Annotated in this window: 35 protein-coding genes and 1 pseudogene; all 36 read right to left on the minus strand. The window is 34.3% G+C overall.

The window, feature by feature from the left end:
* Window positions 1-504 precede the first annotated feature (504 nt).
* Window positions 505-1,044: pseudogene (locus tag AC1TO5_RS19600) on the minus strand (histidine phosphatase family protein).
* A 132-nt stretch (window positions 1,045-1,176) separates the two neighbouring features.
* A complete protein-coding gene (pyrE, locus tag AC1TO5_RS19605) occupies window positions 1,177-1,701 on the minus strand; it encodes an orotate phosphoribosyltransferase (protein ID WP_482064529.1) in 525 nt (174 codons plus the stop codon).
* 208 nt (window positions 1,702-1,909) lie between these two features.
* Window positions 1,910-2,323: a GNAT family N-acetyltransferase gene (locus AC1TO5_RS19610; protein ID WP_482064530.1), complete on the minus strand. Its 414-nt coding sequence runs from the start codon at window positions 2,321-2,323 to the stop codon at window positions 1,910-1,912.
* A gap of 218 nt (window positions 2,324-2,541) precedes the next feature.
* The gene (locus AC1TO5_RS19615) at window positions 2,542-3,012 is read right to left on the minus strand and encodes a GNAT family N-acetyltransferase (protein WP_482064531.1); all 471 of its coding nucleotides are present in this window, start codon (window positions 3,010-3,012) and stop codon (window positions 2,542-2,544) included.
* Between the two features lie 182 nt (window positions 3,013-3,194).
* Complete coding sequence (locus tag AC1TO5_RS19620; RefSeq protein WP_482064532.1) at window positions 3,195-3,446, minus strand: nucleoside triphosphate pyrophosphohydrolase; 252 nt, start codon at window positions 3,444-3,446, stop codon at window positions 3,195-3,197.
* A gap of 10 nt (window positions 3,447-3,456) precedes the next feature.
* Window positions 3,457-3,984: a DinB family protein gene (locus AC1TO5_RS19625; RefSeq protein ID WP_482064533.1), complete on the minus strand. Its 528-nt coding sequence runs from the start codon at window positions 3,982-3,984 to the stop codon at window positions 3,457-3,459.
* Between the two features lie 186 nt (window positions 3,985-4,170).
* A complete protein-coding gene (locus AC1TO5_RS19630) occupies window positions 4,171-4,629 on the minus strand; it encodes a GNAT family N-acetyltransferase (protein ID WP_482064534.1) in 459 nt (152 codons plus the stop codon).
* Window positions 4,630-4,732: 103 nt separating this feature from the next.
* Entirely contained in the window at window positions 4,733-5,251 is a 519-nt protein-coding gene (locus AC1TO5_RS19635) for a hypothetical protein (RefSeq protein ID WP_482064535.1), read from the minus strand.
* 137 nt (window positions 5,252-5,388) lie between these two features.
* A complete protein-coding gene (locus AC1TO5_RS19640; RefSeq protein ID WP_482064536.1) occupies window positions 5,389-6,027 on the minus strand; it encodes a P-loop NTPase family protein in 639 nt (212 codons plus the stop codon).
* A 404-nt stretch (window positions 6,028-6,431) separates the two neighbouring features.
* Window positions 6,432-6,602, minus strand: coding sequence for a PspC domain-containing protein (locus tag AC1TO5_RS19645; protein ID WP_482064578.1), 171 nt, complete (start codon window positions 6,600-6,602; stop codon window positions 6,432-6,434).
* A gap of 206 nt (window positions 6,603-6,808) precedes the next feature.
* Window positions 6,809-7,618, minus strand: coding sequence for an aminoglycoside phosphotransferase family protein (locus tag AC1TO5_RS19650; protein ID WP_482064537.1), 810 nt, complete (start codon window positions 7,616-7,618; stop codon window positions 6,809-6,811).
* A gap of 196 nt (window positions 7,619-7,814) precedes the next feature.
* Window positions 7,815-8,240, minus strand: a complete 426-nt coding sequence (locus tag AC1TO5_RS19655; RefSeq protein WP_482064538.1) for a GNAT family N-acetyltransferase — start codon at window positions 8,238-8,240, stop codon at window positions 7,815-7,817.
* Window positions 8,241-8,489: 249 nt separating this feature from the next.
* A complete protein-coding gene (locus AC1TO5_RS19660; protein ID WP_482064539.1) occupies window positions 8,490-8,885 on the minus strand; it encodes a VOC family protein in 396 nt (131 codons plus the stop codon).
* A gap of 581 nt (window positions 8,886-9,466) precedes the next feature.
* Window positions 9,467-10,207, minus strand: a complete 741-nt coding sequence (locus AC1TO5_RS19665) for an SDR family NAD(P)-dependent oxidoreductase (RefSeq protein ID WP_482064540.1) — start codon at window positions 10,205-10,207, stop codon at window positions 9,467-9,469.
* 470 nt (window positions 10,208-10,677) lie between these two features.
* A complete protein-coding gene (locus AC1TO5_RS19670) occupies window positions 10,678-11,157 on the minus strand; it encodes an NUDIX hydrolase (protein ID WP_482064541.1) in 480 nt (159 codons plus the stop codon).
* A gap of 211 nt (window positions 11,158-11,368) precedes the next feature.
* Window positions 11,369-11,818, minus strand: a complete 450-nt coding sequence (locus AC1TO5_RS19675; RefSeq protein ID WP_482064542.1) for an NUDIX domain-containing protein — start codon at window positions 11,816-11,818, stop codon at window positions 11,369-11,371.
* A 200-nt stretch (window positions 11,819-12,018) separates the two neighbouring features.
* Window positions 12,019-12,465: an NUDIX domain-containing protein gene (locus AC1TO5_RS19680; RefSeq protein WP_482064543.1), complete on the minus strand. Its 447-nt coding sequence runs from the start codon at window positions 12,463-12,465 to the stop codon at window positions 12,019-12,021.
* 325 nt (window positions 12,466-12,790) lie between these two features.
* Window positions 12,791-13,261, minus strand: coding sequence for an NUDIX hydrolase (locus AC1TO5_RS19685; RefSeq protein ID WP_482064544.1), 471 nt, complete (start codon window positions 13,259-13,261; stop codon window positions 12,791-12,793).
* 299 nt (window positions 13,262-13,560) lie between these two features.
* Complete coding sequence (locus tag AC1TO5_RS19690; protein ID WP_482064545.1) at window positions 13,561-14,244, minus strand: VOC family protein; 684 nt, start codon at window positions 14,242-14,244, stop codon at window positions 13,561-13,563.
* Window positions 14,245-14,407: 163 nt separating this feature from the next.
* The gene (locus tag AC1TO5_RS19695) at window positions 14,408-14,635 is read right to left on the minus strand and encodes a hypothetical protein (RefSeq protein WP_482064546.1); all 228 of its coding nucleotides are present in this window, start codon (window positions 14,633-14,635) and stop codon (window positions 14,408-14,410) included.
* A 112-nt stretch (window positions 14,636-14,747) separates the two neighbouring features.
* Window positions 14,748-15,026, minus strand: coding sequence for a hypothetical protein (locus tag AC1TO5_RS19700; protein ID WP_482064547.1), 279 nt, complete (start codon window positions 15,024-15,026; stop codon window positions 14,748-14,750).
* A 209-nt stretch (window positions 15,027-15,235) separates the two neighbouring features.
* Window positions 15,236-15,439, minus strand: coding sequence for a hypothetical protein (locus AC1TO5_RS19705; protein ID WP_482064548.1), 204 nt, complete (start codon window positions 15,437-15,439; stop codon window positions 15,236-15,238).
* A gap of 74 nt (window positions 15,440-15,513) precedes the next feature.
* Complete coding sequence (locus AC1TO5_RS19710) at window positions 15,514-16,026, minus strand: NUDIX hydrolase (protein WP_482064549.1); 513 nt, start codon at window positions 16,024-16,026, stop codon at window positions 15,514-15,516.
* 78 nt (window positions 16,027-16,104) lie between these two features.
* Window positions 16,105-16,617, minus strand: a complete 513-nt coding sequence (locus AC1TO5_RS19715; RefSeq protein ID WP_482064550.1) for a GNAT family N-acetyltransferase — start codon at window positions 16,615-16,617, stop codon at window positions 16,105-16,107.
* Window positions 16,618-16,993: 376 nt separating this feature from the next.
* Entirely contained in the window at window positions 16,994-17,875 is an 882-nt protein-coding gene (locus tag AC1TO5_RS19720) for a GNAT family N-acetyltransferase (RefSeq protein WP_482064551.1), read from the minus strand.
* Window positions 17,876-17,900: 25 nt separating this feature from the next.
* A complete protein-coding gene (locus tag AC1TO5_RS19725) occupies window positions 17,901-18,122 on the minus strand; it encodes a GNAT family N-acetyltransferase (RefSeq protein WP_482064552.1) in 222 nt (73 codons plus the stop codon).
* 2 nt (window positions 18,123-18,124) lie between these two features.
* Entirely contained in the window at window positions 18,125-18,403 is a 279-nt protein-coding gene (locus AC1TO5_RS19730) for a hypothetical protein (protein ID WP_482064553.1), read from the minus strand.
* 240 nt (window positions 18,404-18,643) lie between these two features.
* Window positions 18,644-19,693 carry an acyltransferase family protein gene (locus tag AC1TO5_RS19735; protein ID WP_482064554.1) on the minus strand — a complete coding sequence of 350 codons (1,050 nt, stop codon included), beginning with the start codon at window positions 19,691-19,693 and terminating at the stop codon, window positions 18,644-18,646.
* Between the two features lie 217 nt (window positions 19,694-19,910).
* Window positions 19,911-20,093: a DUF4083 family protein gene (locus AC1TO5_RS19740; RefSeq protein WP_482064555.1), complete on the minus strand. Its 183-nt coding sequence runs from the start codon at window positions 20,091-20,093 to the stop codon at window positions 19,911-19,913.
* Window positions 20,094-20,555: 462 nt separating this feature from the next.
* Complete coding sequence (locus AC1TO5_RS19745; RefSeq protein ID WP_482064556.1) at window positions 20,556-21,134, minus strand: GNAT family N-acetyltransferase; 579 nt, start codon at window positions 21,132-21,134, stop codon at window positions 20,556-20,558.
* Window positions 21,135-21,310: 176 nt separating this feature from the next.
* Window positions 21,311-21,859, minus strand: coding sequence for a hypothetical protein (locus tag AC1TO5_RS19750; RefSeq protein ID WP_482064557.1), 549 nt, complete (start codon window positions 21,857-21,859; stop codon window positions 21,311-21,313).
* Between the two features lie 160 nt (window positions 21,860-22,019).
* Complete coding sequence (locus AC1TO5_RS19755; protein WP_482064558.1) at window positions 22,020-23,012, minus strand: serine hydrolase domain-containing protein; 993 nt, start codon at window positions 23,010-23,012, stop codon at window positions 22,020-22,022.
* A 176-nt stretch (window positions 23,013-23,188) separates the two neighbouring features.
* On the minus strand, window positions 23,189-23,674 hold the full coding sequence (locus tag AC1TO5_RS19760; RefSeq protein WP_482064559.1) for an AAA family ATPase: 486 nt from the start codon (window positions 23,672-23,674) through the stop codon (window positions 23,189-23,191).
* Window positions 23,675-23,848: 174 nt separating this feature from the next.
* On the minus strand, window positions 23,849-24,328 hold the full coding sequence (locus AC1TO5_RS19765; RefSeq protein ID WP_482064560.1) for a GNAT family N-acetyltransferase: 480 nt from the start codon (window positions 24,326-24,328) through the stop codon (window positions 23,849-23,851).
* Between the two features lie 243 nt (window positions 24,329-24,571).
* A complete protein-coding gene (locus AC1TO5_RS19770) occupies window positions 24,572-25,033 on the minus strand; it encodes a hypothetical protein (protein WP_482064561.1) in 462 nt (153 codons plus the stop codon).
* Between the two features lie 293 nt (window positions 25,034-25,326).
* On the minus strand, window positions 25,327-25,863 hold the full coding sequence (locus tag AC1TO5_RS19775) for a histidine phosphatase family protein (RefSeq protein ID WP_482064562.1): 537 nt from the start codon (window positions 25,861-25,863) through the stop codon (window positions 25,327-25,329).
* Window positions 25,864-25,985: the final 122 nt, after the last annotated feature.

A 25,985-nucleotide genomic window follows, 5' to 3' on the forward strand; every position in this document is an offset into this window, starting at 1 on the left:
AAGGGCATAGATTCGGTGTTATAGGAAGTCAGTATCTTCCTCTAATACAATAATATTTGATCTTCTTCAACTGTAATTAATCTATGTTGCTATCATTTAAATATATAACTAATTACTCCTGCCAATATCATTACCACTACAACAATGACTGCAAAACCTAATAATCCGTATTTGAATGTGTCTTTATATGGTTCTGGAGATCTCTCCCCACAATGAGGGCAAAACCTTGCATTTGAAGAAACAGCCTTTTCACAGACACGACAACTTATAAGTGTACCCATATAGTCTCCTTATTTTCTTTAATTCTTTTTAATGCTCTCTGCGAGTTTCTGATAACAAACGTACAGGTACTCACGAAGTTCGTTTCCCTTAGATAGCTCTTATCTTAAGAATATGAATGCGTCTACTGACTATACTTCTTTGGAATTCTTCGGTCAGACCAAAGGGCGAATGCCCAGTAGCTTGAATACTTTGTTTTGTGCTGTTGTCTACTTCCTTGATCATCTATAGTAAATGTTTAAGATTAATATTACTCTGTTCAACTTCCATACAATAGATTTCTGGATTTTTCATAGATTTCCAATTTTCAAATCCAAATGCTTGATTATAATGCATAATAATTAGAGAAAGTAATGCTCCATGAGTTACTAGGATGACATTATTTTCTGGCATATCAACTACTTCATTAATTAATTCTATTCCTCTTTTTATCGCATCGTTTGATGACTCACCGCCTTCAAATTTTAATTCTAGGTCGTCATAAGTTTCTTCATGTTTTGTAAGCTAATCATCAAGATCAGATGCGCTCAATTTTCGTTCCTTTAATCGTTCATCTATCGTAATTTCTGTATTACTGATTTTTGAAAATGGCTCTATTGTATCTATTGCCCTTAAATAAGGACTTGAAATAATCTTTTTAATACTCTTATCCATAAAAAAATCTACGATTAGACTCGAAGCATCTTTAACCCCCTCTTCAGTTAAGAATGATTCTGGTTCTTGTCCAACTGCTTTGCAATGTCTAACCAGATAAATCTTCTTCAATGTTCAACATCCTTTCATAAGTTTCAGGCAATGGCACCTAATGTTCTTGTATTCACGACGCCCCATCGACTTTAGGCGACGAATATCGCCGAGCGCGATGTACCTAGTCGGTGCGGATGTGTCTCGCTGAATCTACTTACCTGCTGCCTGAATCAGTTCTTCCATCTTAAATAATGAATGTAATCTGAGTCCTTCTTCTTCTAATTTCATTCTGCCTTCAATATTTCTTTCTATTACGATGATTACATCTGTTACGATTGCTCCAGCTTCTCTCAGGTCGTTTGCACTTAAAATGATTTGTCCACCAGTCGTCACAACGTCTTCAACAATGCAAATTCTCTTACCCTTTACATCAATTCCTTCAGCTAATTTGCATGTACCATATTCCTTAGCCTTTTTTCTTACAAAGGCTACTGGGATATTTGATTTCAAAGAGAGTGCCGTTGCTACCGGTACACCACCAAGCTCAAGTCCCGCAAGTACTTCAGTTCCTTTAGGAATTAACTTTTCAAGCTCCTTTGCAATCTTGGATAATAATTGAGGTTTAGATTCGAATAAGTACTTGTCAAAATATTCATTTGAGACTTTACCCGATCTTAAAAGGAACTCGCCAGTCAGATGTGAAATATCATAAATTTCTTTTGCTAAATTCTTCATTGAACTACCCCCATTGAATGTGTTTTATGCACTTGCGGTGATTTCACCTAATGTACAGCTATTCACTACGGAAACCCAGTTACTATTTACTCTAGATTTCATTAGGTGGTATATATTCTACAATGTTATTACTTCTTCCAACCAAGGGCGTACGCCCGTAGCGTGAAACTTGTGTTATACGAAGCCGTCTTGGATTACTTTCATAAAATTAAAATGGTTTAAAACTCATACCTGGAGAATGATCTGGGCGTTTTTCAAATCCATGGTTTTCATAAAATTCACACTTATCTTTTGCTGAAAATAGCTGAATCATTAGAATATCATGTTTCTTACATTTCACAATTAACTTTTGTAATAATTCAGATCCTATTCCATGTCTTTGATACTCTGGTAATATAATTACATCACAAATTAAAGCATGTAATTCTCCATCTGATAACACTCTACCAAATCCGATAATTTCATTTTGTTTTGAGTAAACACTTATGCTATACCAGCTATTTTCGAGCGAAGAGATTAAGGAAGACTTACCTTTATCTAGTATTCCTTGCCATCCTGTGCTTTCTATCAACAACATATATTCTTCTACTTTCGGAAGACTTTCAATAAAAGACACTTCCATGAATTCACCCTCTATAACATAAAATCTTCTGGTTTTATATAACGTTCAGGTATTCACAAACTTCCGCAGAAAGTTGTCACATGATTCTACTACTCTGTCGAAAGCATCACTATGACCAAGGCGAAGCCGCCACGTGTATACTATGTTATACGCAGTTGTTGGCTTCTTCGAGTTACTTTATAATTGTTTGATTCATATCGAGTACAAGCTTTTTATTATTACATCAAGTGTTTTTCATAAAACACAATTGTCATTTTATCGTTGATCACTTCTATCTTTCCTGTTCTCTTATAACCTAACTTTTGATAGAGATAGCAATTACCTTGCTCTTGTAATATTGTACCTAGTTCCCATATCTTTGCATCATTATATGTATTCTCAATTATTTCAAATACTTTTTGAGCAACTCCTTTCCCTTGATATTCAGGCAATACAAATATTGGACTTACACGATACGTTTTATTCTCTTTTCTGACGATTCTAATTGCCCCAACGTCAATACCTGAACTCTTTATTATGTAATAATCCGTAAATGATTGATTCATGCGAGTTCTAATTTGTTCGACAGTCTCGTTGGCAGGGCTTGTTTCAAAGTCCTGGTATTTTTCTAACAAGGGTATAAATGCTTTTATTTGCATTTCATGAATAATAAATACTTCATTTAAGTCTGATTTGCTTAAAGTAATCACCGTATAACTCACTCCTTATAGATTTTAATTTTATTTATTGGTTTCAAGCAATTGCTTATAACGTTTAGGTATTCAGACGTCCATCTGACTCTGCCCAAATTTAGTATGCCTCGGTCTGGACCGAGGGCGTATGCCCCTAGCGTGATTGGGTCTTTTCTGTTTATAGCGAGATCCTCGAACAATCAAGCATAGGTCTTTATCAAATATAAATTTTTATTAAATCCTCCATTCGTTTCTTCTTTTTGCTTTCTTAGTTCTTCTAATTGCTCCTTAGACACACCTTTTAGCCTTGCTATGGCATACACATCCTCTAATATATCAGCGAGCTCCTTAATGTCTTCTCCCTCTTTAAACTCTTCTAGCTCTTCCACTAGTTTTTCTTTTAGCCCTTCTAAATATTGATTATTATTCAGCTCTTTAATTTCGTACTTCATTCCACTTTTTTCAATGATTTAATTGATTCAAATATTTAGACTTAATAATATTTATGTGATGTGTTTCATGTCCTACGATAATATAAATAATTGCGCGCACGGATAAAGCGTGATCATTAAATTCCCCTACTCTTGTCAAAGCCTCTTCAGTAAGATTATCTATTAAACTAACTGTAGAGTTTCGTACAGCACGATAATCATTCAGTACTTTACTTAGAAGTAAGTTATCATAAGATGACATCTCAGCAAATATATCACGATCATACCCTGGTAATTCTCGTACATCACTACGCGCTATACGTAATATTCTATAGCTCCATAATCTTTCTACGTCAGCAATGTGTCCGATTACTGTTTTTATTGTCCATTTATCTGGAGCATATCGCAATTTAGCATGTTCCTCAGTGAGCTTGCTTAATAATAATATATTTTCTTCATTTTGTTTTCGTAGAATGCTGATGATATTTCCTTCTGGAACTAAATCGATGTATTTCTTAACTAAAGGCAAATATTCATTCATATCAGGTCTTGTAATCATAATTTCCTCCTTGTGATGCATTTATATTTGTTTTTTACATGTTGATTTACGATAACGTTCTTGTATTCACGAACTTGCGTAGCAAGTTGTCAGACAGTAAATACTTCATTCAGTTGCATCTGCTGATCAAGGCGGAGGCGCCACTTGAATACGGTGTTATAAGTAGTACCACACTTCATTGGTTTATCATTCACAACTTGTTTCATAGATTTTATACTTATCGTCTCCTATGGAATATCCTATACCAACATTATTCCAATTGTTTTTCTCGTAATAATCATTTAATTCCGTACATAAGTATAATTTCTCGTATCCAATTGTTTTTAAAAATTGCTTTGCATGACTTTGTAACATTGCACCTATATTTTTTCTCCTATGCTCTTCTTCAACATACAAACAAGCAAACCATGGAAACAAATCTTGTCTACTATTTAAGTCGCTTCTTAGTATGGCGTAAGATCCAATAATCTCATTTTCTTGTTTTGCTACAAAAAATCGTGGTAGATCACTATCTGTGTCTATTGATCTTTCAATACAATCCTTATAAAACATATAATTACTTTCATTTCCCCATTTACTCCAGTAGTACTCAATGATTTTTTCTTTTTGTTCTTCTATATCTCGAGCATTATGTATAGTTATCAACTTGATTCTCCATTCATTTATATTATTGTGGTATTACATATCGTTCTTGTATTCACGAACTTGCGTAGCAAGTTGTCACTGAATCTACTACTCTGCCAAAACATCACTTTAATTTGATATGATCTATTATATTTAATTCTATCCTTTCACTATTCTCATTACCGTTACTATCTGTCCAAATTAAATTCATATATGTCATTTCAAGTTCATCTATTTTCATTTCTTTTTCTCGTGCAGACAGAGGTCCACTAATGGATCCTAATTTATTAATATTACTAAATATATTAATACTCCCATTTGTCCCTGATTTAGATCCTACCAATACTGTTTCAGGTTTTAAACTCTTATTAACTTCAACGACTTCGTATTTTATGTAGTTAGAATCAATAATTTCACTTTCTTTTCCTAAATAGACCAAACTTGCAGAGCCTCTCCACATCGAATTCTTAGTTTTTACCACTTTATAGTTCATTACATTCCAAGATGTTCCTTCACCGTTCAATGTGAATATTTCAACGTTAGATTTGATATCCTGTTTTTTTTCTTTCAGAAATAAAATAAGAAATATGAAATTTGTTACAAGAAGAAGTAGAATCAAAAAACATATCATATTTTTCTTCATTCCCTTTATCTCCTTATAATATATTGCAATGTTTTCGTATTTGGTGTGCTACTTCATCGCTACATAACTTCTTCCAACCAAGGGCGAACTCCCGCTACGTGAATCTGGTGCTATAGGATATCAGCGCCTTCTTTGAGTTACTCTAAGAAATCAATTATTTTGTTTCTATACTCATCCCAGTTATAATTTTCATTTCTTATTATTAGCTTTGGAATATCCCACTCCTTAACGATATTGGATACAAAATTCTGATTTCTCGTCCAGAACTTGCTTGCCTCGATAAAATCATCATCTGTATAAAGTCCACATCGATCTTGAGTGAATTCAGGTCCACGAATATTACATATCCACCTCCAGTTTTGTTCTACATTCACTTGATAATAATAGATGAGAACAGGATCAAGACAGCTTAAAATAGATTGTATTTTCTTTGTCAGATCTAATATTCTTTGCTCGTCCATTTGCATATTAAAAGCAAAGCCTAAAGTATCCTGAAAAACGTAGCTCTCCATAATCGTGATTTCATCTCGATCTATTTTTTCATTAACAAAATTAGTAAATAGCTCTACAACCTTATTAGTAAACCATTCTGCTTCTTCTAAATTAGTGAATGAGGTAAATTGCTTGTCGTATATTCGTAATGGATGATTATCTTCTAGCTCGTGATAAAACCTATTTGGGAGATTCAACTCACTCAATCTTTCACTTATAAAGCTTCCAGTCGTTGACTTACCTGACCCAGGCATTCCATCAATTAATATCAATTTTTTCTCCATTAAAAATCCTCATCTCTAAATTCGTATTATGATTTAGCTCTGATTTCCTATAACGTTCAGAGGTTCACGACGGAAGCCCACTACTACTAGATCTTGCTTTCACTACGTTGTATATTCATCTATGTCATATCTTCTTCCAACGAATGGCTAATGCCCGCCGCGTGAATACTGTGTTATCCGATGTAACCTCCTACTTCGAGGCTGCTTAAGAATATTAATTTTTGACCTTTACTGCTTATAATGTTTTTTTTGAAATTTAGGACTGAATTGAAACTGATGTTTGGACATTTGTAATTATTATTGAATGATTTTCTTCAATATCCTCTTTAAGATTGTTTTCTTTTATCTTTATTCAACGATAGAATTAATCCCTATTAATGAGATTATGATATGACTTTGCTTACCTAGAGTGTGTTTATCTCTTCCATTAAATTAAGTAAAATGACATATACTAAGATTGATGTTGGTAAAGTAACTAAAAAAATCAATCTAATACTAAATGGTGAAATTCCTACAAACTCAGCAATGACACCACATACACCGAAAATTGATTTATGTTTAGAAGATTTATACAGTTTTTTTAATTGGTACTTCCCGCCTTTCCATTAGGTTTTTTCGGATAACGTTTCCGTTTTCACGACGTCCCACCACTCTAAAGTCCGGAGGATCGACCGCGAAGCGGTTGTGTCCCGGCAATCACTTCTCAGACTTATCTTACCGGACCGTGGGGGTTTGTCCGCCTATGCGTGAACATATTGCTATACGCTGCTGTATTGCACTTCTATGTAACTGCCTTCAATCGTTCTTTAATGATTTTTAATAATTGCTCTTGTTCTTCTTTAGGCATCCATTCTACTAATCTTGCTGCAGCAACTGGTAAGATCCATCTATCGATATCAGCGTAATCTAGTCCTGAAAGTTGCAAATAACACCTTACGTATTTTTTCTTCAATCTACCCCTTAAAAAATTAACAACAGATTTAATATATTTCGGAGTGCCATTGGGCATCGTGCCAGTAGTAAGTATAATGACTGTTCTGGCAACATCACCTGCAGGATTACCATACATTCCTGTCATCCAATCAATAATCCAGTTTTCATTGCCAACCATCACATTACCAGGATGAAAATCTCCGTGACATAACCTATTGTTGTCATGAGGTAGTTTTTCTAAATAGTTAATTATTATATTCTTTTCGCTTTCTGTAAGAACAGATGCTGAATTAATATTATTGCTCAATACTTTTTTTTGCTGTCTTAGCTCTCCGACCACATAATGATCATGTAAATTATGATGTAATGTTGCTAACTTCCGTGAATGCTTATTAATTGATAGAGGACTCTTTTCGATGATCTTAAGTAATGAGATTCCTGATATTCGTCGAAATATTATTCCTTTCCTATTATCTAGCTGAATTAACTCAATTGGTTGAGGTGTATTAATACCTAAAGAATACACTATGCTACTAATCTGAAATTCCTGATTAATTGCATCTTCAGGGAAACTCCTCTTATAAAGCTTAATTATCATATTTTCATCTTCTTGATGTTCAAATATGTCTGCTGTCCTACCTTGACCAACTTGTTTCAAGTTTAACACCTCCAAATCACACTACATTAGTTTCGCTGGCAATATTGCGTTTAACGTTCAGATATTCACGAACTTCCAAAGGAAGTTGTTACTGAATCTGCTTCTTCTTCTAATAACATCAAAGTGACCAATGCGGAGCCGCTGCGTGAACAGAGTATTATATGCTATATCTGCCTCCATCGAGCAACCTAAAGAGTCAGTTTAATATATCTTTCTTTAAATAATAATGTGTGTGTCTTCCGGCATTCTCAATTGTTCCATAGATCTGAAAACCTTCTTTCAAATAAAAATCTAATGCTTGAAAACTTAATGTATCTAGCTTAATAAAATCACATTTCTTTTCTTTAGCCATTTTCTCTGCTTCCCTTAGTAGTGCTCTTCCATATCCTGATTTTCGATGTACTGAATCAACAAAAAAATATTGAATTTCCAACCAATTCCAACAAAACTCTCCAACTATACCTCCGAATATCTTTCCATCCTGATTCACTAAATGCAACTTTATTTCCTGATATCGGCCTTTTAAATCGTCAGGAAAATGATTTAGATTGAACTCAATCATCTTGTTTCTTACGTAATCTTTGCTCTTTACACTTATTTTACTAGAAATTATTAATGACAAGTTGACTCACTCCAATTTCCCTTCGATTAATCGTATGAATATGAAATCAACACACGACTTTTAGTAACTTTGCACTTAACATGCTCTTGCAGATATTCCATATAACGTTCAGGTATTTACGAACTTGCGCAGCAAGTTGTCAGACAGCAAACACATCCTGAATTCCGTCTGTTGACCAAGGCGTAGCCGCAGCGTGAATACGGTGTTATCAGATGTTCGGACCTCTTCGAAATTTATTTCATACAATCTTCAGACTCTAATCTCTTCCTGTTTTTTACCAACAGCAATCCATCTTCTATCTATATCTTCAAATACAAATTCCTTATTATTATAATCTGTTGTTAATAAAGGTCTCACGATCTTTATCCCTAGCTTCTTAAAATTCACCTCCATTTCTTCTTGGTTATCCGTAATAAAATACGCATCATATCCATATCCATGAACTTCTCGATTTGGTTCTATATATTCTTTATTTGATTTTATTAAAACAATCTCTATCTGATCGTTATACAGGCAAATATGTGGCTCTAATGAATTAAGATAACTTACTGCTTTGAAGCCAATATGTTCATAAAACTCAGCTGTCTTCTTCAAATCAGCACTCGGAAAAATCTGTAGTAAATTAGTAAATCCTCTAGTGTTCATATAGCTAACCCCTTCTTGTACAGTTTTAAATTTAATTGTCTTCTATTGAATTCATAATGAAGTCTCGCACAAAATCCAAAGGTTTTATGGTATTGTCAAGCGTGCTAGTAAATACAACTACAGTCTGAAAACTTGGAATGACAATAATAAATTGCCCGTTTCGTCCCATCGGAAAAAACATTCTGTTATTCAAAGTGAACAAGGCGTAGCCGCGGCGTGAATACGGTGATATGTGATGCATCTGACTTCTTGAAATACTTCACAAACCTAAATGTTGCGATGCTATCATTTTTATATGTCTTAAATGACTTCATCTATATCGCTTTTTCCCCTTAAGGTTTCTGTTCACTCTTTTTTGATTCATCGTTTTCATCTGAGTTGTCTGACATTATAGTTGGACCTCCAACTGGTGCGGTTCATGGTGCGAGGATGAAACTTGTGATTAGATTTGATGTTCGTTTCTACTTACTACAACGAGATACGATCTAGTATTGTTGCTACTTCAGCTGAAAGCATCAAAGTGAACAAGGTGTAGCCACCGCGTGAATACTATGATAGGTGATGTCAATGCCTTCTCCGAATTAAGCTTCGAAATACTTTACTAGCTTTCCAGGTTCAAACTTCTTATCAATAATTATTAATAATTGCTTTCCAAGTACTTCTGTAGGTTGTATTTGTCCTGTTTGATGTGCCTCTTTAAAGAATTTTGCCATTTCAAAATCTTGATCATTCTTTCTTCTGGCGATTTCCTGCATTTCTGTATCAACCATTCCTGGGTCAACAGCTACTATTTCAATAGGATATTTCCGTTTCGATTGCTCTGACCCAATACATTGAGTAAACATATTTATTCCAGATTTAGCTGTACAATATACACTCATTCCAGGGGCTGGATAGCTCCCTGACCCTGAAGATATATTAATTATCTTTCGTCTTATTGAAATGTTATCCGTTGCTTTAATAAAGCTTGATGTTAAAATCATTGGAGCAACAAGACTTGTTTGTAGATGTTCATTAATTTCTTCAGCACTACATTGATCTATTGATTTCAAAGGTTCGAGCATCGCAGCATTATTAATGAGGCATACCATTTTGGAAGTATTTATGTCGATATGATCCAGAACTCCATTAAGCAACCGCTCAATTTCTAAAATATTACTCAAGTCAAAATTGAAGTGAATGTACTTCGAGCACTTAGCTAACTTGTCAGAAATACTTCTTGAGATTCCGTACACATAACTACCATTCTCGAGGAGCATCTTTGCTAGTTGCTCTCCGATTCCCTTTGATGTTCCTGTAATAATAAAATGCTTATTATTCATTAGCATACCTCCGCTCTTAATACGCACTTGTATTAATTTCACCGAACGTTCACGAATCCACGACGGCGTAGCCGGCCCGCCTCGTAGATGTATTGTTAGGTGATGTCATTGCCTTACTGATACACATAATACATCTTGAATCTTATGCATTCTATAAAATATTTTGTGATCAACATACGTGCTATATCTAATCCTATCCTTCCATAGAATAAATCTAGTTAAATTGGGATCCACTTAGGTAACCGCAAACAAATTCATAAAAGGTATTAAGCTCTTTCAATTTCAGTAAATATCCATTCAGTAAAAGGCCGAACTTTAACTATAAAGTCAGTATGCTCTACTTCTGTCTCAAGGGGATTTCTTATAATTACAAGTGAAAGGTCTAAGATTTCATTAAATCCCGTACTATTTACTTTCAGTTGCTGTAAGACCCTTTCTCGAGAATACTAAGATGTTGAGGCCTTCTTTGATTAACCATCACTTAATATTTCTTTTATAAGTTTAATTTGTTCATTTGGTAATCCTTCTGGCCAATTAACCATACTACAATACATGATTTCAGATATTTCTGAACTCGGTTTAAATGTTCCTTCTATTATCTTCCCTTTAAATATCAAATCAACTCTATTGGGTTTATTCCCATATATAGCTTTTGCTAGACCAGTAATATGGACTTTAAGTCCTGTTTCCTCATTTATTTCTCTTTCTAGGCCATTCTCTGGTTTCTCTAATTCCATCCACCCACCAGGGATTCCCCATGGTTCTTTTCGATATTCATGTTTAAGGATTAACACTTCTCCTTTTTCATTTGTAATTACTCCTAATACTGCAACTAAAAACTTATATTGTGCTCTGTAAACAATCCAATTCTTTAATCCATTAAAAGGCATGTGTTTATACATATAAACGAGCCAATCTCTCGGAATATAACTAATCAGTTTTGCGATCATTGAGCACCTCTTTCTATTTTGGTTTCTATTTATTGCGCCAATTTCTTATAACGTATCTTGTATTCACGAACTTGCGCAGCAAGTTGTTACTGAATCTGCTTCTTCTGCCAATAACATCAAAGTGACCAAAGCGGAGCCGCCGCGTGAATCTTATGTTAGACGACGGATTCTTCTTCTTCTTCTTCTCCGAATAACCTCTTTCAAAATGTTCTTAAAATGTACTTTCCCAAAAAGGCCCTTCTTCTTTATTAAGATATCTCACTATAATGTCTCTTACCGGATATGGCTGTAGATTATGCTCTTCCATTTCATTTATCTTAATCCAATAAAATTCCAAATGATTCTCTTTAGACTCAGGGTTCAAATCATGATTGATCTTAGGTAGTACAACTCTAAATAAGTGATTTATTTCTTGATGATAGGTATTAGGAAGGTCAAAATCAGCTTCGACACATCCAAAGTATTCCTGTACAATGCAAATTTGTCCAAGTTCTTCTTTGATTTCCCTAGATAAAGTTGTTCTCATTCCTTCCCTAAATTCTACATGACCGCCTGGAAGAAAAGTATTATCCATTCCCTTACAGTGGGCAACTAATATGTTTCCTTCGGAGATAATAATCCCCCTTGCAAGTACATGATATTTTTGATTTTGGTTCTCCATATACTTCATGATCCCCCTCACATGATGGTTTTAATATTGGCTTAGCAAGATTTCATATAACGTTCTTGTATTCACGAACTTGCGCAGGAAGTTGTCACTGAACATGCTTCTTCTGCCAAAAGCATCAAGAGACCTAGGCGGAGTCGCAGCGTGAATACGGTGTTATCACATGCTGTGGCCAACTCCGTAATACTATAAATTTATATTTTCAATCTTTCTAATTGATGGTCTTCTATTAACTTTATACTCTCTCTATTTTCCACGAAATTCTTAATTTGTTTGGATATATTTGGAATTAAAAGTATTGATTCTAACTCATCTACAGGTATCCATTTAACAGCAACTTGATGAAGATCTGGATTATGAGGATGTCGTGGGATTGAATTATTAATTAATTTACATTCAAAAATAAGATGTAATCCATGACTTTCATTCGCTGAATAATCTCCTGACTGTCTATGCGGAGCTAGCTCATATGTCAACGCCAACTTTCCAACCTCGACTTCAGCATTGGTTTCTTCATAAATTTCTCTGATAACGCCATCAACAATTGTTTCGCCTGGTTCTAAACCTCCACCAGGTAAATTATAATGGGTTCCATTATCTTCATATTCAACTAGAAGAATTGAATCATCTTCTATAATCAAACCAGTACACCTGATTCTAACGTGTGGCAAAGTTACACCTCATTTTTATATTTTGAACTTACCGTATTTTGCCCCAATTTTTTATAACGTTAGGTAATTTGGATAACGTTCAGAGGTTCACGACGGAACCCCACCATCTTCTTACTCTTGCTTTCTCTAGGTGGGGTTCTGTGTTGGTGTGTATTCTTCTATGTTTCAACTTCTTTCAACCAAGGACGAATGTCCGCTGCGTAGTTGTCACTGATTCTACTTCTTCTGTCAAAAGCATCAGAGTGACCAAGGCGTAGCCGCTGCGTGAATACTGTGTTATATGATGTCGGGGACTTCATTGAGTTGCTCTAAAAATTTGTTCCAATCTTGGTCCTAATTCTTTCAATTTTTCTTTTATATATGGTTGCGTTCCCTCAGGCAAATCAGTAAGATTAAAATAATTCGCTTCTATTACTTCTTCGCCATCTGGCTTTATCTCACCATTGAAATCTGTGCAAATGTATCCGATGATTATATTGTAATATTCATGTCCATTCCTTAATTTTGTAAATAGTTCACTTCCTGAAAACACACCAAAGAGTCTAAGCGCTTCCAAATCTAAATTAATCTCTTCTTTTACTTCCCTTCTAAGACACTCTTCAACTGACTCTCCAAGTTCCATTAACCCTCCAGGGATTCCCCAAGATTGGTCTTGATATTTAACTAATAGTATTTTTCCAAAGCTATTTACAATTGCAACACTAGGTCTCACTAGGATTAACGGCTGATTGCCAACTATCTTTCTTAGATCTTCAACATGCCCCATTGACCATACCCCCATTTTGTTTTTTTTCTTTCCCCCGATGTCATATAACGTTCTTGTATTCACGAACTTTCGTAGGAAGTTGTAACATGTATCTTATACTTCTGCCAAAATCATCACAGTGACCAAGGCGTAGCCGCTGCGTGAATACTGTGTTAGGTGATGTATTCGCAATCATGCATAGTAAATCCACCTCGTGCCGATCTTATCGTAGATATAATTTAAAACTAGTTAGAGATCTTCATCATAATAAGTAGGGCTTGAACCATAGTTTGTATAGTTCACTTTCAATCTAGCTGTCTCTATTGTTTACCTATTATTACATACGGAAGGTCAGAAAAATAAAGCTCGCTTTCAATAGCACTTTCGATTACTACTTCCGTTTTATATATTTTTGCCGGTTTATCTGACCCAAGCCAAACCCTTTGATGCGCCGACAAAATAAATAAGCCAACTTCGTCCCCAACAGCTGAAAATCGGTCGTGATAATCCTTGTATTCGGTAAGCGAAAACATTGAATTTAGTAACTTCCTAGTTGATGGTACATCGGGCACCACAAGCCCGATCTCGCTAATTCGAAGTAAATCAGTTGATTGGAATCGTCCTTGAGCTGTGATGTTTAAACTATGTCTAGCAATAAATTCAAGAACGTTCCCTGCTGGATCATAAAAATAAATCGAGGTTGCATTCCAAGTCTTTGAATATAATTGATAAGTAGAGGCTGATAATTTGTTTAGATTAACTTCTCTTTCTTCTAACCATTTTATCGATTCTTCAAGTTTATTGTTTGAGATATCAAAAGCAAAATGATAAAAAGGATATTCCCCCAAATTTAAAGTTCTTTCGAAGGTCAAGGTAGAACACCCTACCTGAATTGTAAAATTATCATTATTTTCGTCTATGATTGGCAAGCACAAGATATTTGAGTAGAATTTTTGAAGTTCTTCAAGCTGAGCGGTAAGAAGCCTAATGTTTTTAATTAACAAAGTAAACACCTCCATGGTGATTAAGTTTGTTTCTATTTTTATTTTTCGCGATTGCATATAACGTTCAGTTATTCACGATCTTGCGCAGCAAATTGTCCCTGATTATACTTCTCTGCCAAAAGCATCTAAGTGACCACGACGTAGCCACCGCATGAATACTGTGTTAGATGAAGTTATCTTGAGATACTTGAAAATTCTTTAATCCATCTCTTAATATATCAATTCCTTCGATCACCTCTTTCATATTATCTTTATCATTCATACAGTAAAAATGTCTTTTAGATGCCAGTATAACTAAGCCTTTAATTGGATATGCGACTTCCTGACGGACATGAAAATTGCTTGATTCATAAATTACTCCGCCTGTTGGTGTAATCATTCCATTTGTCAAAGCACGGCTCCAACATTTTTTTGTCGGATTTTATTTTATATTAATTTTTTCTTCAAAAAGTATTGTTTTATTCCATTAGGGTATTCATCGTTAATACCAAATATTTCATATCCTATATTTTTATAAAAGTCAGGTGATTGGTATGAAAACGTACATGTATGAGCAAATAAACATCCAAGTACAAACCATTTAACCAAGTTTCACAGAATAAACCTCCTACTGCATTTCCTAATTCATCTCTTAAAAATAAATTAATATCTTTTCCGGGGGTCTTTAGTAGTCCATTTGTTGCATGAACATTATATTGATATAAATTATTACAAATCTCTTTATAGTCAGTTTCATTCGATCCTAGTGTGATCTTAATATTATCTAAAATAATATCTGTCATGGTAATCCTCACTCACTATAAGTATTTGAAATTATTAAGTTGTTTGCCTATCTTTCCGATAACGTTCAGGTATTCACGAATTTGCGTAACAAATTTTCACTGATTCTACTACTCTACTCAAAGCATCAAAGTGACCAAGCCGCAGCCGCAGCGTGAATGCTTTGTTATATGATGATAACGAAGTCTTTGAGTCATCCTACATTTGGTTCTTAATATCGGGATATAGATTTTATATCATTCTTTAAGTCTTCTATTAAAAGCCTTTGTACAGTGCTTATTTCTTTAATATTAATTTCATCTATCGATTTAAACTCCAACTGTAACGACTCTTGTTCTTTATCTCTATATATAAGTGTTTTATTATCTTCAGCGATTCTTCCTGTTAAGTCTGCTTGTGCATTAAATATAAACATTACAAACACAACTTCGTTTCCATCTGGATACTATATTTCATACGTGAACCAGTGTATACAATGTAAGACTCATACTATGTTATGCTACTGCTTACTTCGAATTGCTTTCCAAACCTGTGTTTTAAATAGTACATTAACCCCGCTCGATCAACATCCGAAAACTGTCTTGGATCTTCAATCATTAGTCTATAGATTTCATCAACAGTTTCCCATCTTATATTTGTCGTATCATCTCCTATTTCTAAGAGATTACCTTCAACTTTACATATAAAATACATACCTATAGAATCAACTGGTCCCTTTATGGTTTGGTATACACAATAAGGTTCTAAACACTCAACTTCAAAATCTGGGTTAATTCCACGTGTATCTATACGCTTTTGACTACCTTCTACCTCTATAACTGTTAATCCGGTTTCTTCATATACTTCTCGTCTCAGTCCATCTAATATTGATTCATATAGTTCTAATCTTCCACCAGGTAATTCTAGTGATTCTTCATTCTTTTTATTTCGGGTCTGAATGATTATTTCTGTACTAACATTTCCATCACGTTCAATAATTGCCCTTGCATTAACATAAAACATCAACGAATCACCTTTCTTTTATGTATTTAGATTTTGCTGCTTGAATACTGTGTTATGCATAGTTACCGTTCTTTTGAATTACTTACAAAATGATTCCTTATCTCTCAGGGTAAAGAACATTAAATTGTCCTTTAATTCACTCTCTTGATTAAATCCCATCTTCTTTAGAAGCCTTTGCGACTGGAGATTTTCTACTTCGGTCGTCGCTTCAATATAATCGAGCTTCATTAAATCAAATCCGATTCGTAGAATCTTCTTCAAGGCTTCATGCATCAGTCCTCTTCCCCAGTAATACGGAGATAAGTCAAAACCTATTTCGGCCTTTGTTTCTTGATTCTCCGTTGACCAGCAATGAAAACCGCACGTCCCGATAAGGTCATTAGTCTCTTTATTAAATAACCCATACCTACAGCCCGAATCATGGATATGGAAAGCAATAATCTCTTCTGCTTCTCGCAAATCTTTACATACATCAATATCCATAAATCTCGTTACCTCTGGATATGAAAAATGTTTATAGACTGCTTCTACATCTCCTAAACTTAGTATTCTGATGAAAAGTCTTTCGGTTTCAACATTTGGATAAATCAATTTAAACTACCCCTTTGGTATGCTATTTATTGATTTTTATTTAGATCTGACTTTAGGTAATTATGCATAATGTTCTTGTATTCACGAACTTCTGTAGGAAGTTGTCACATGAAACTACTCTGCTAAAAGCATCAATTGACCAAGGCGGAGCTTTTCTCTTGAAGATTCGGTCTATTCATTTGATTTCATTCAATATTTATGTTTTTTAGTGGGTTAAGGTTTTACAACTAATCTAGGAGTTGGATCATCAACTGGTGCATCTATTGATGATCGTGAGTAAAGTATTGGATGACTATTTATGTTGTGAGTTCTCAGGGGTGTTGTTCTATTATCTATTCTATCAAATTATTTCTTTGGGTTCAGGTATTCATGTTTATCAGATGTTATGCCAATAGAAAGTGTAATGTGAAAACTGCTGAAATCCTAATGACTTATAAAAAGAATTATCAGAAATAACATATGCTTTTTCAGCCCCAAAGGAGCGACCTCTTTTCAAGGCTTCTAAAACCACTGCCTTACCAAGTCCCTTACCCCGATACTCCGGTATTGTACATACAGGTTCCACATAAACATAATCAGTTTTCTGACTATACCATAAGCCGCAGTATGCAACATATTCCCCATCGGTATTTTCTGCAACAATGTGTATCAATGAATTCAAATTCGGTGCTGACAACATCACTTTTTGCTTATTCATAGTAGTTTCATCAACAGGTACAGATCCCTCGTTTTCAAATGCCTTCCATAGCAAATGATGAAGCTTATATAAGTCATTTTTTATATCAATATTTTTTACAATTATGCCTTCAGGAGTTATAAATTCAAGGCCAGCATTCTCTAGTGTAAGTTCAAGTATGTTTTCAGTAAGATGATTCTCCACAAAATTCTTACTATGCAATAAATCTAGAGTGTGAGTATCCTTGTCATTCACGGCAACCCCAAGGCCGTTCTCATTACTGAAAGTAACAATAGCATATTCTAATATATCTTCTTCTAATTCTCTAAACCCTTGTTTCGTTGCAAAAAATGCTTCACCGAAATAGTGGTCATAGGTTGCTATACCTACTAACTCGTCATTACAATACCACAAGCCAATCTTCTCCATTAAGTCACTATTAAATTCAGGATGAAAAAACATCCATTCCCACCTTGCCCAATTCCAATTTATATGATTACGGTCATCTTTTGATAATTCAATCAAAAAATCGCAAACGTTATCATAACAAGAATCGTCGAACCTTCTAAAGGTAATTTTCATTTCAATCCCCCATATTTTTTTTTAGTCACAATAAAATTCTGTTTACATTTGCAACCATAGTTATTGATGTGCCGACCATGCAAACTTCTTCAAATCCAAATCGTTGATAAAGTTTAACCGCATCTTTATTAATCGGATCGACACTTAATGATATTCTACTAATGTTCTTCCTAGTAGCTTCTTTGAATAATTCATCTAATAAAGCCGTTCCAATTCCTCTCCCTCTGTATTCCTTTAATAGTGCCATTCCTATCTCCGGTGCATCTTCATCAACATATCCAAACCCTTATTGCTCTCATTATAAAATCGAGCTGTTATAGAACCAATTGGCTGAGCTTCATTACTTATCGCAATAAATCCAAAGTCTCCTTGTCGACCCCATCCTTCAACATACTTCAATAAGAAAGGCTCGTTAATTATCTCTTTGCTGAATACCTCTTGGCCATCTCGAACAAATAATGATTCATACAGCATTTCCCATAAGAAAGAAATATCATTTTGACTTATTGGTCTAATAGTATATTGCATCTTTGAAATCACCCAATTTCTAATTATTTTCAAGGGTTTCGCCTAACTTTGCCGCATTTCTGACGTTCAAGCGGCTTAAGTGACCGAAGGGAACGGGTCGTCAGACTTAGCTGGTTGAATGTATCGCCTGAATATTCTTCTTAGAAATCATTCTTAGCGATCAAGGGCGAATGCCCGCAGTAGTAATCTTGTGTTATCGGAAGTTCTCACCTACATCGAATCACACTATCGAAACGGTTTCTAAAACATTTTTTTCAAATAGCGAATTTTTCTTATTATAAAATGACTAAACAAAAAACTCAGTGAAATTCCTAATACAACTACTAAATAAAATTTGAAGTATGCAGATACTGGTAAAGGTTCAACGATATATTGTAACATAACAACGATGGGAACATGAAAAACATATACTGCAAAAGCATTCGATGACAACATCATCATTATTACATTAGATTTATCGGCTTTTAGTTGAAACAAGTATATTAATCCAATACATAGTCCTGAACATAAGAATGTTTCAGTAAAGGAATACCCTAGACTTCCCCAATTCAAGCCACCCGCTTGAAAATATGTTATTTTACCTGCATACATAAGTAATGCAATTACTCCCCCGACTAATAGCCACGTAATACCAATATATTTAGGAATTCTCTCAAACCAATTATTTCTCGCTGCAACAAGTCCAAAAATGAAATAGAACATATATTGTGGAACATGGGCAAATTCAGTTTGAATAACTCCAAGAAATCCAATCCAATGACCGATAGGAAACTTAATACGGATAAAAAAAGTCAACAAGCTCACAAAAATACTCAAAAGTATGATGACGGTTTGATTAGGAAATGGTTTGCGAACGTATTCCGTTCGATCTTTCATGTATTTTCTAATAAACAACTGAATGATTGCGTAAATCACAACATAAATCAATAGATGTTGGAGAAACCATAAGTGACCGAAATTAATCTCAGGCCATGAAAACGGTATTAGTAATACAAAACCAATAGCCAGCGGAATACCCAATCGAATAAATCGTTCTCTTAGAAATGGACCAACTCCTTTCCTTTCAAGAGAAGGTGGGACTAAATACGCCGAAATCAAAAAGAATAGACTCATAAAAAAAGCTGCATTTACACCAAAAAAGAATCCCAATCCAGGTGAGTTATTTGTTGTAAAATACCACCACCATCCGGCACCTGAATAAGGTTGACCCGCATGATGTGCAACGACAAGCATAATTAAAAACACTTTTAAATTGTCTAAAAAATATAATCTTTTCTTTGAATGTATCAAATTATATCACCTCGTTTGTAGTATCTTTGTTTAATTACGGTTCAAGAATTTCCTCTAACGTTTCTTGATTCACGAATTTGCGAATGAAAGTTGTCAGACAGCAAATACATTTTTGAATTTCCTCTGCTGACCAAGGCGTAGCCGCAGCGTGAATCTTATGTTAGGTGATGAATCTGACTTCTTGAATTACCAGTATACTTAGTATGTGTTTACCAATTTAAATTTTTTCGATTTTTTCAATGATTAAATCCAATTTTTCTTCTATTCTTCTGACTGAAATTTCTGTGTTTCTTCTACTAGTTATCATTCGACTTACAAATAACCAAAAACTCACAAAAAACAATACGATCAATCCAATAAATATGATTTGAGGTAAGATTCTATATAAATCTAGTCTCATCTAATATCATCTCCCTTCTGTATTCTTATAGATATTTATCCATCATCAGAAATCCCGAAATTTTTATGATTATTTCGGAATGTGATTACTCTACCTGTTTACTAAAACTATTTGATATCTGCACTTGTGTGTTTTCATAAATTTCACTAAAGTTGTTTGTGAAGGATTTGATTTTCAGAACTTAGCTCCGTGTTGGATCTCCAACTAGAGCATCACTTGATGATAATCCGAAAAGTAATCAACGAAGTTATGTATTTTGAATTCCTTAAAACATCTTCTAATTCATATTTTTGAAATTAATCACATAATTTCTTTCAGAATCTCTTAAATATGTTTTATCCAATCCAGATGTTTCACCTAACGTTCTTGTATTCACGAACTTCCGTAGGAAGTTGTCACTGCCTCTACTACTCTGCCAAAAGCATCAAGTGACCAAGGCGGAGCCGCCGCGTGAATACTGTGTTATATGTCGTACCCCTCTCCTGTGAGTAATCCTTCTAAACGATGCTTTACATCAGACCAATCATTGTTGATAATGCTAAAAAACACATAATCTTGGTTTCTATATTTCTTTCTAAAAATACCTTCCCTTTTTGCTCCTAATCGTTCAATTGCTTTCTGTGATTTGGTATGTACTAGTGTAGTTATCATTTCAACTCTTAATGCATTCCAAAATTCAAAAGCATATTTCAGTAATAAATATTTAGTTTCTGTATTTACTACCGTTCTCCATACTTTCATGGAATACCAGGTCCATCCAATATTCAAGGTTTTGTCTTGCTCGATAATCCGTAGAAAACGCGTCATTCCGATTATTTTATTAGATATTTTATCTGTCATCACAAATGGATATTGATCTCCACGTTCTTTAAGAAATATTGCTTCTTCAACAAACACTCTCATTTCATCTATTGTCTTGATTTTTTTAGGGAGATATTCCCATACCTCTAAATCTCTCGAGCAATTATATAATTCTTCAATATGCTGTATTTCTAATGGTTTTAAGCTTACATATTGACCTTCTAATATAGAAATATTCATATATAACTTCTCCGTTTTTCAGATTTGGGGTATGACATATAACGTTCAGGTATTCACGAACTTCCGCAGGAAGTTGTCACATGAATCTACGACTTTGCCGAAAGCATCAAAGTGAGCAAAGCGAAGCCGCTGCGTGAATACTGTGTTATATGATGTGGGGGCTTCCTGGTATGCAATCAGAAAGCCTTTACTTTGTCTTCTCCAAAATAAAATCCCTTAAGATGTTTATCAAAAAAAATCTTTAATTCTTCTTGATTGATTGAATAGATAACTTGCCTATTTTTTATGTCTGTTCTCGTTATATAAATCTTCTCAAGATCATATTGAATTCGTATTTCTTTTTTGGCCTTTAATCTAAATACAATACCTGCACTTATACTTTTGTTTGAGGGAATATGATCCAGCTCTGTAATTTCTGATTCAGACACGGAATTAATCCAAGTTGCAATATTATTAATATCTTCTTGACTTAAATTAATATCTATCCAAATGATATTTGCACCTATTCCATCTCTCGTATATTCTGCCTTGGACATCTCAGTACTTGAAATTAGTTTAACTTGAATCTCCTTAGTAAAATTTGGCTTACTTGGATTATTGTTCACAACTTCGAATAAGAAATATATTGTCCCTATTAGGACAATGAAAATAATAATGCTTCTCGTACTAATTAATCGGGTTTTAATCGTAGTTCCCCCCATGACATATAACGTTATTGTATTCACGAACTTGCGCAGCAAGTTGTCAGACAGCGAACACAGCCTGAATTTCCTATGCTGACCAAGGTGTAGCCGCTGCGTGAATACTGTGTTAGGTGAAGTTGCTGTCTTCACCGATTAACTTTCAAACATGTTAGTTCAGTAATAACCGTTCTTGTTACTCTAGCTAGTTAACCATCGACATAACCAAGTATTCCCTTACAAAATCCAAAGGTTTGATGGTATTCTTTAACGTGCTTGTAAACACGACTACCGTTTGTAAACTTGGGATGATAATAATAAATTGCCCGTTTCTTCCCATAGCGAAGTACATCCTGTTGTTTAAAGATAAATCATTATGATTGGTATCTAACTTTGCTACCCACCAATGAGAAGCATAATGACCAATATAATCATAGGTTAACAAGTAGGGATCTGTAGATTTCTTGACCCATTCCGATGATACAATTCTCTTACCTTTCCATATGCCGTCCTGCAAGTAAAGCTGCCCGAATTTTGCTAAATTATACGGATGTAACCGTAGCCCATCAGAACCATAACTAATGCCTTTTGCATCCTCGAACCAAAGGTAATCTCTGTCTATACCTAAAGGTTTAAATAAATACTGTTCTGCAAATTCCGAAGTCTTCATTCCAGTGGCTTTGGTTAATACAGCGGAAAGTACATGAGAACAACCCGAATTATAGTTCATTCGTTTTCCCGGATCATCTACTAACTCCCTATCAAACACAAATTTTACTACATCGTGGGTAAACATTGGAGGCATATAGTTCCATTCACCGAACTCCGGCCAATCCAGCCCTACGGTCATCGTCAAAAGCTGTTCTATCGTAATGTCTTTTTTACGCGGGTCTGCTTGATTGTAAACAATATCAGGAAAATAATACTCCATAGTAATATTAACCGAAGGTATAAAACCTTTATCAATCGCTATTCCTATCAATATGGAAATAATGCTTTTTGTACATGAATTAATCCTCTGCAGGTTATCCCTAATTTTATTGCTTTTGTAATACTCATGAATTAATGTTCCTTGCTTTAAAACCAAACAGCTTTTAATTTTCGCCTTCTCAACGGACTTGATGAACTTCCCCATCAATTCAATATTTATTTTATACTCTTTCGGTGTAGAAGTAGGCCACGTATTTAGATTTTGCATTCAAGTATTCCTTTCATATTTCGTTTACAGTAATTTCACCTAACGTCCTTGTATTCACGAACTTGCGCAGCAAGTTGTCACATGAATCTACTACTCTGCCAAAAGCCTTCAGTGACCAAGGCGTAGCCGATGCGTGAATACTGTGTTATAGGATGTTGCAACTTCATTGAATTAACTTATATCACCAAGTTTTTTATGTCTTTCAATTCAATAACTTTTTCTTGATATCTTTTAATCTTCAACTCAAATTCACTTCTATTTTTTTCAAAATCATTCGTCCACTTATACATCATCTTTAACATAGTAATATCAGGTTTATAATGAGACTTTTCTATTCCTATTTTTTGTTTAATAAATCTAGTGAAAATCCTAATTTTTCGCTTCCACAATGGAGTATCAACAAATATAATTACTTCTGCCATATCATACAAGCATTTGTACGACTCCCTATCTGTGCCTTCAAATATCCATGAACCTTTTTTATCAATTTCCTTAATAACTTCAACCTGTTCTTCTGCAGAACGTTTTTTCCTACCTTCTTTTGTATCGTTATGGACAATACAATCAAGTTCATACCAGGTTATGTTTAAGCTTTTAGATAATTGTTTTGCCAATGTTGTTTTCCCACTTGCAACGATTCCAATAATAAAGATTTTCTTCATTGAATACTCACCTACAATAATTGTTTATTGGCAATTTCCGATAACGTTCAGGTATTCACGAACTTGCGCAGCAAGTTGTCACTGAATCTGCTACTTCTACCAAAAGCATCAAAGAGACCAAGGCGTAGCCGCTGCGTGAATACGTTGTTATCTGATATAACATGACTTCTATCATTAGTTTTCAAAATCTTGAATCTTTCTATTGTTTTCAATACGCTCTTTAAAATTACCTTGAGTGTATTCATTAATGGTTTTATTCCAAAATAATTGAGCAGGTTTATTAGTCTCTATTTGATAGACTTCCCATTGTCCCTTATGTAAATTGAAAATTTGTTTAGCTACTGCTTTACCAATTCCTTCTTTTCTATATTTCTTCAATATAAAAAACTCAGCAATTGAAAAGTAATTGCGCTCTTTTGATTCAATAAATCTTACCAATACAAAGCCTACATATTTTTCATTTTGCTTAATAACATATGGAAATCGATAATTTACTTCTCTCCAATAGTCTTCTAAATGTGGGTATGTCCCATATAATCCATCTTCTTCGACATCGCATTTTACAAATTCAGAAAAATCATAAATATAGAATTGCATTAGATTTTTTATAACATCTTTGTACTCTTCTGTAGCGTTTATTATTTCATAATTCATATATAGTGATCACCTTTATTCTTTAATTTATATGTTATTTCAGATAACGTTCATGTATTCACGAACTTGCGCAGCAAGTTGTCACTGAATCTGCTACCTCTGCCAAAAACATCAAGTGACCAAGGCGAAGCCGACGCGTGAATACTGTGTTATCTGATGCCCATGACTTCTTGCTTCACATTCGAAATATGTAAATGCTTCTATAATGAATTATTTCATTTTTTGTTATAGGATATTTCATATTTAATTTGCACGGTATGATAAATAAGGATCGCTTGATTCTATTTTTTTGATTTTCCATTCACCATTTTCAATTGAGAAATATAGGATTTCACTTATATCAGTTAATTCACTATTTTTGTACATCACTGAAATGACAGTATCCAAAAATGGTGTTTTTTCATTTTTTTCAAATGAAACATCGTTAATAGTTATTGCTTCGCGCCAATTAATACGATAGTTTGAGTTTACCTCAAGTTCATTCAATGTATTGATCTTTACTTCGCGTTCAATATTATTCTCTTTGATATCCAGATAATTCAATGCTTTTGAATAATTCAAGTGCATAACATTTTGATAATATTCATTCGTTATTATAACTATCTGTTCTTTATCCTTATCAGAAAATTTAAAGGATTCTTCTCTTGAACATGCAACAATTAAACAAAAACAGACAATTAGTATAAATGATTTTATGAATTTCATGTACTTCTCCCCTCTTCTAGTACAAGTATCTTTAACAAGATCATTAATAGTTTTCGTGGGTTTCAGATAACGTTCTTGTATCTACGAACCCTCACTGCCTTAAGGGACGAAGTCACGGCCGCAATGCGATTAGGGAGTGTAGGGTTGTCTGCTGAATCCGCTTCTTCGGAATCCCCTCTTGCAGAGCAGACCAAGGCCATTAGGCCGCAGCGTAGATACGGTGTTAGGTGATGTCGCTGGCTTCCTGAATTATCCTGAAAAGTTTCAAGGCTTTGTGTAAAAATTTAAAATTTCTATTGATTTATAACATATTTATATACTCCACATAGACTGATATCTTCCGATACTAATCCCAGTAAAGTTGCTATAAACATCCCGTGACAAACTACAATAACTTTTGAATTATTTACATATTTATTAAGTATGTTACTGGTTCTATTGAATAAGCTTTCTTTGGTCTCCCATAACTTGGTTTCTCCTGGAGGAAAGCAACCATTATGATCCATATAGTCATTCCATAAATCCTTTATTTCGTGAACCGTTGAAGCTTGCCAATTATCTGGGGTCCACTCATGTAAGTCAAATTCTACTTGCAATGGTCTTCCTATATTTCTATTCATAATAGCTGCGGTTTGTAATGATCTTGTATACGGTGATGAAATTATCAATTCACATTCTTCTAAATAGGGGTTGTTTCCAATTACCTGTTCTGCTTGTATAACTCCGTTCGAAGTTAAGGGAACATAGTCTCTCATTGCCCCTCTTAAATTCCGTTCTTCTTTAAATTTCCAATCGGGTTCCCCGTGTCTTACTAAGTAAAAAATAGTCATTTATAAACCTCCAAGAGTAGCTTTCGAAAAATGATTTCTTTCTTTTTATTGTTTCAGCGATTTCACCTAACGTTCTTGCATTAACGAACCTGCGCAAAGCAGGTTGTCACATGAATTTTCTT

It is taken from the genome of Paenibacillus sp. Y930 (genome assembly GCF_056786375.1).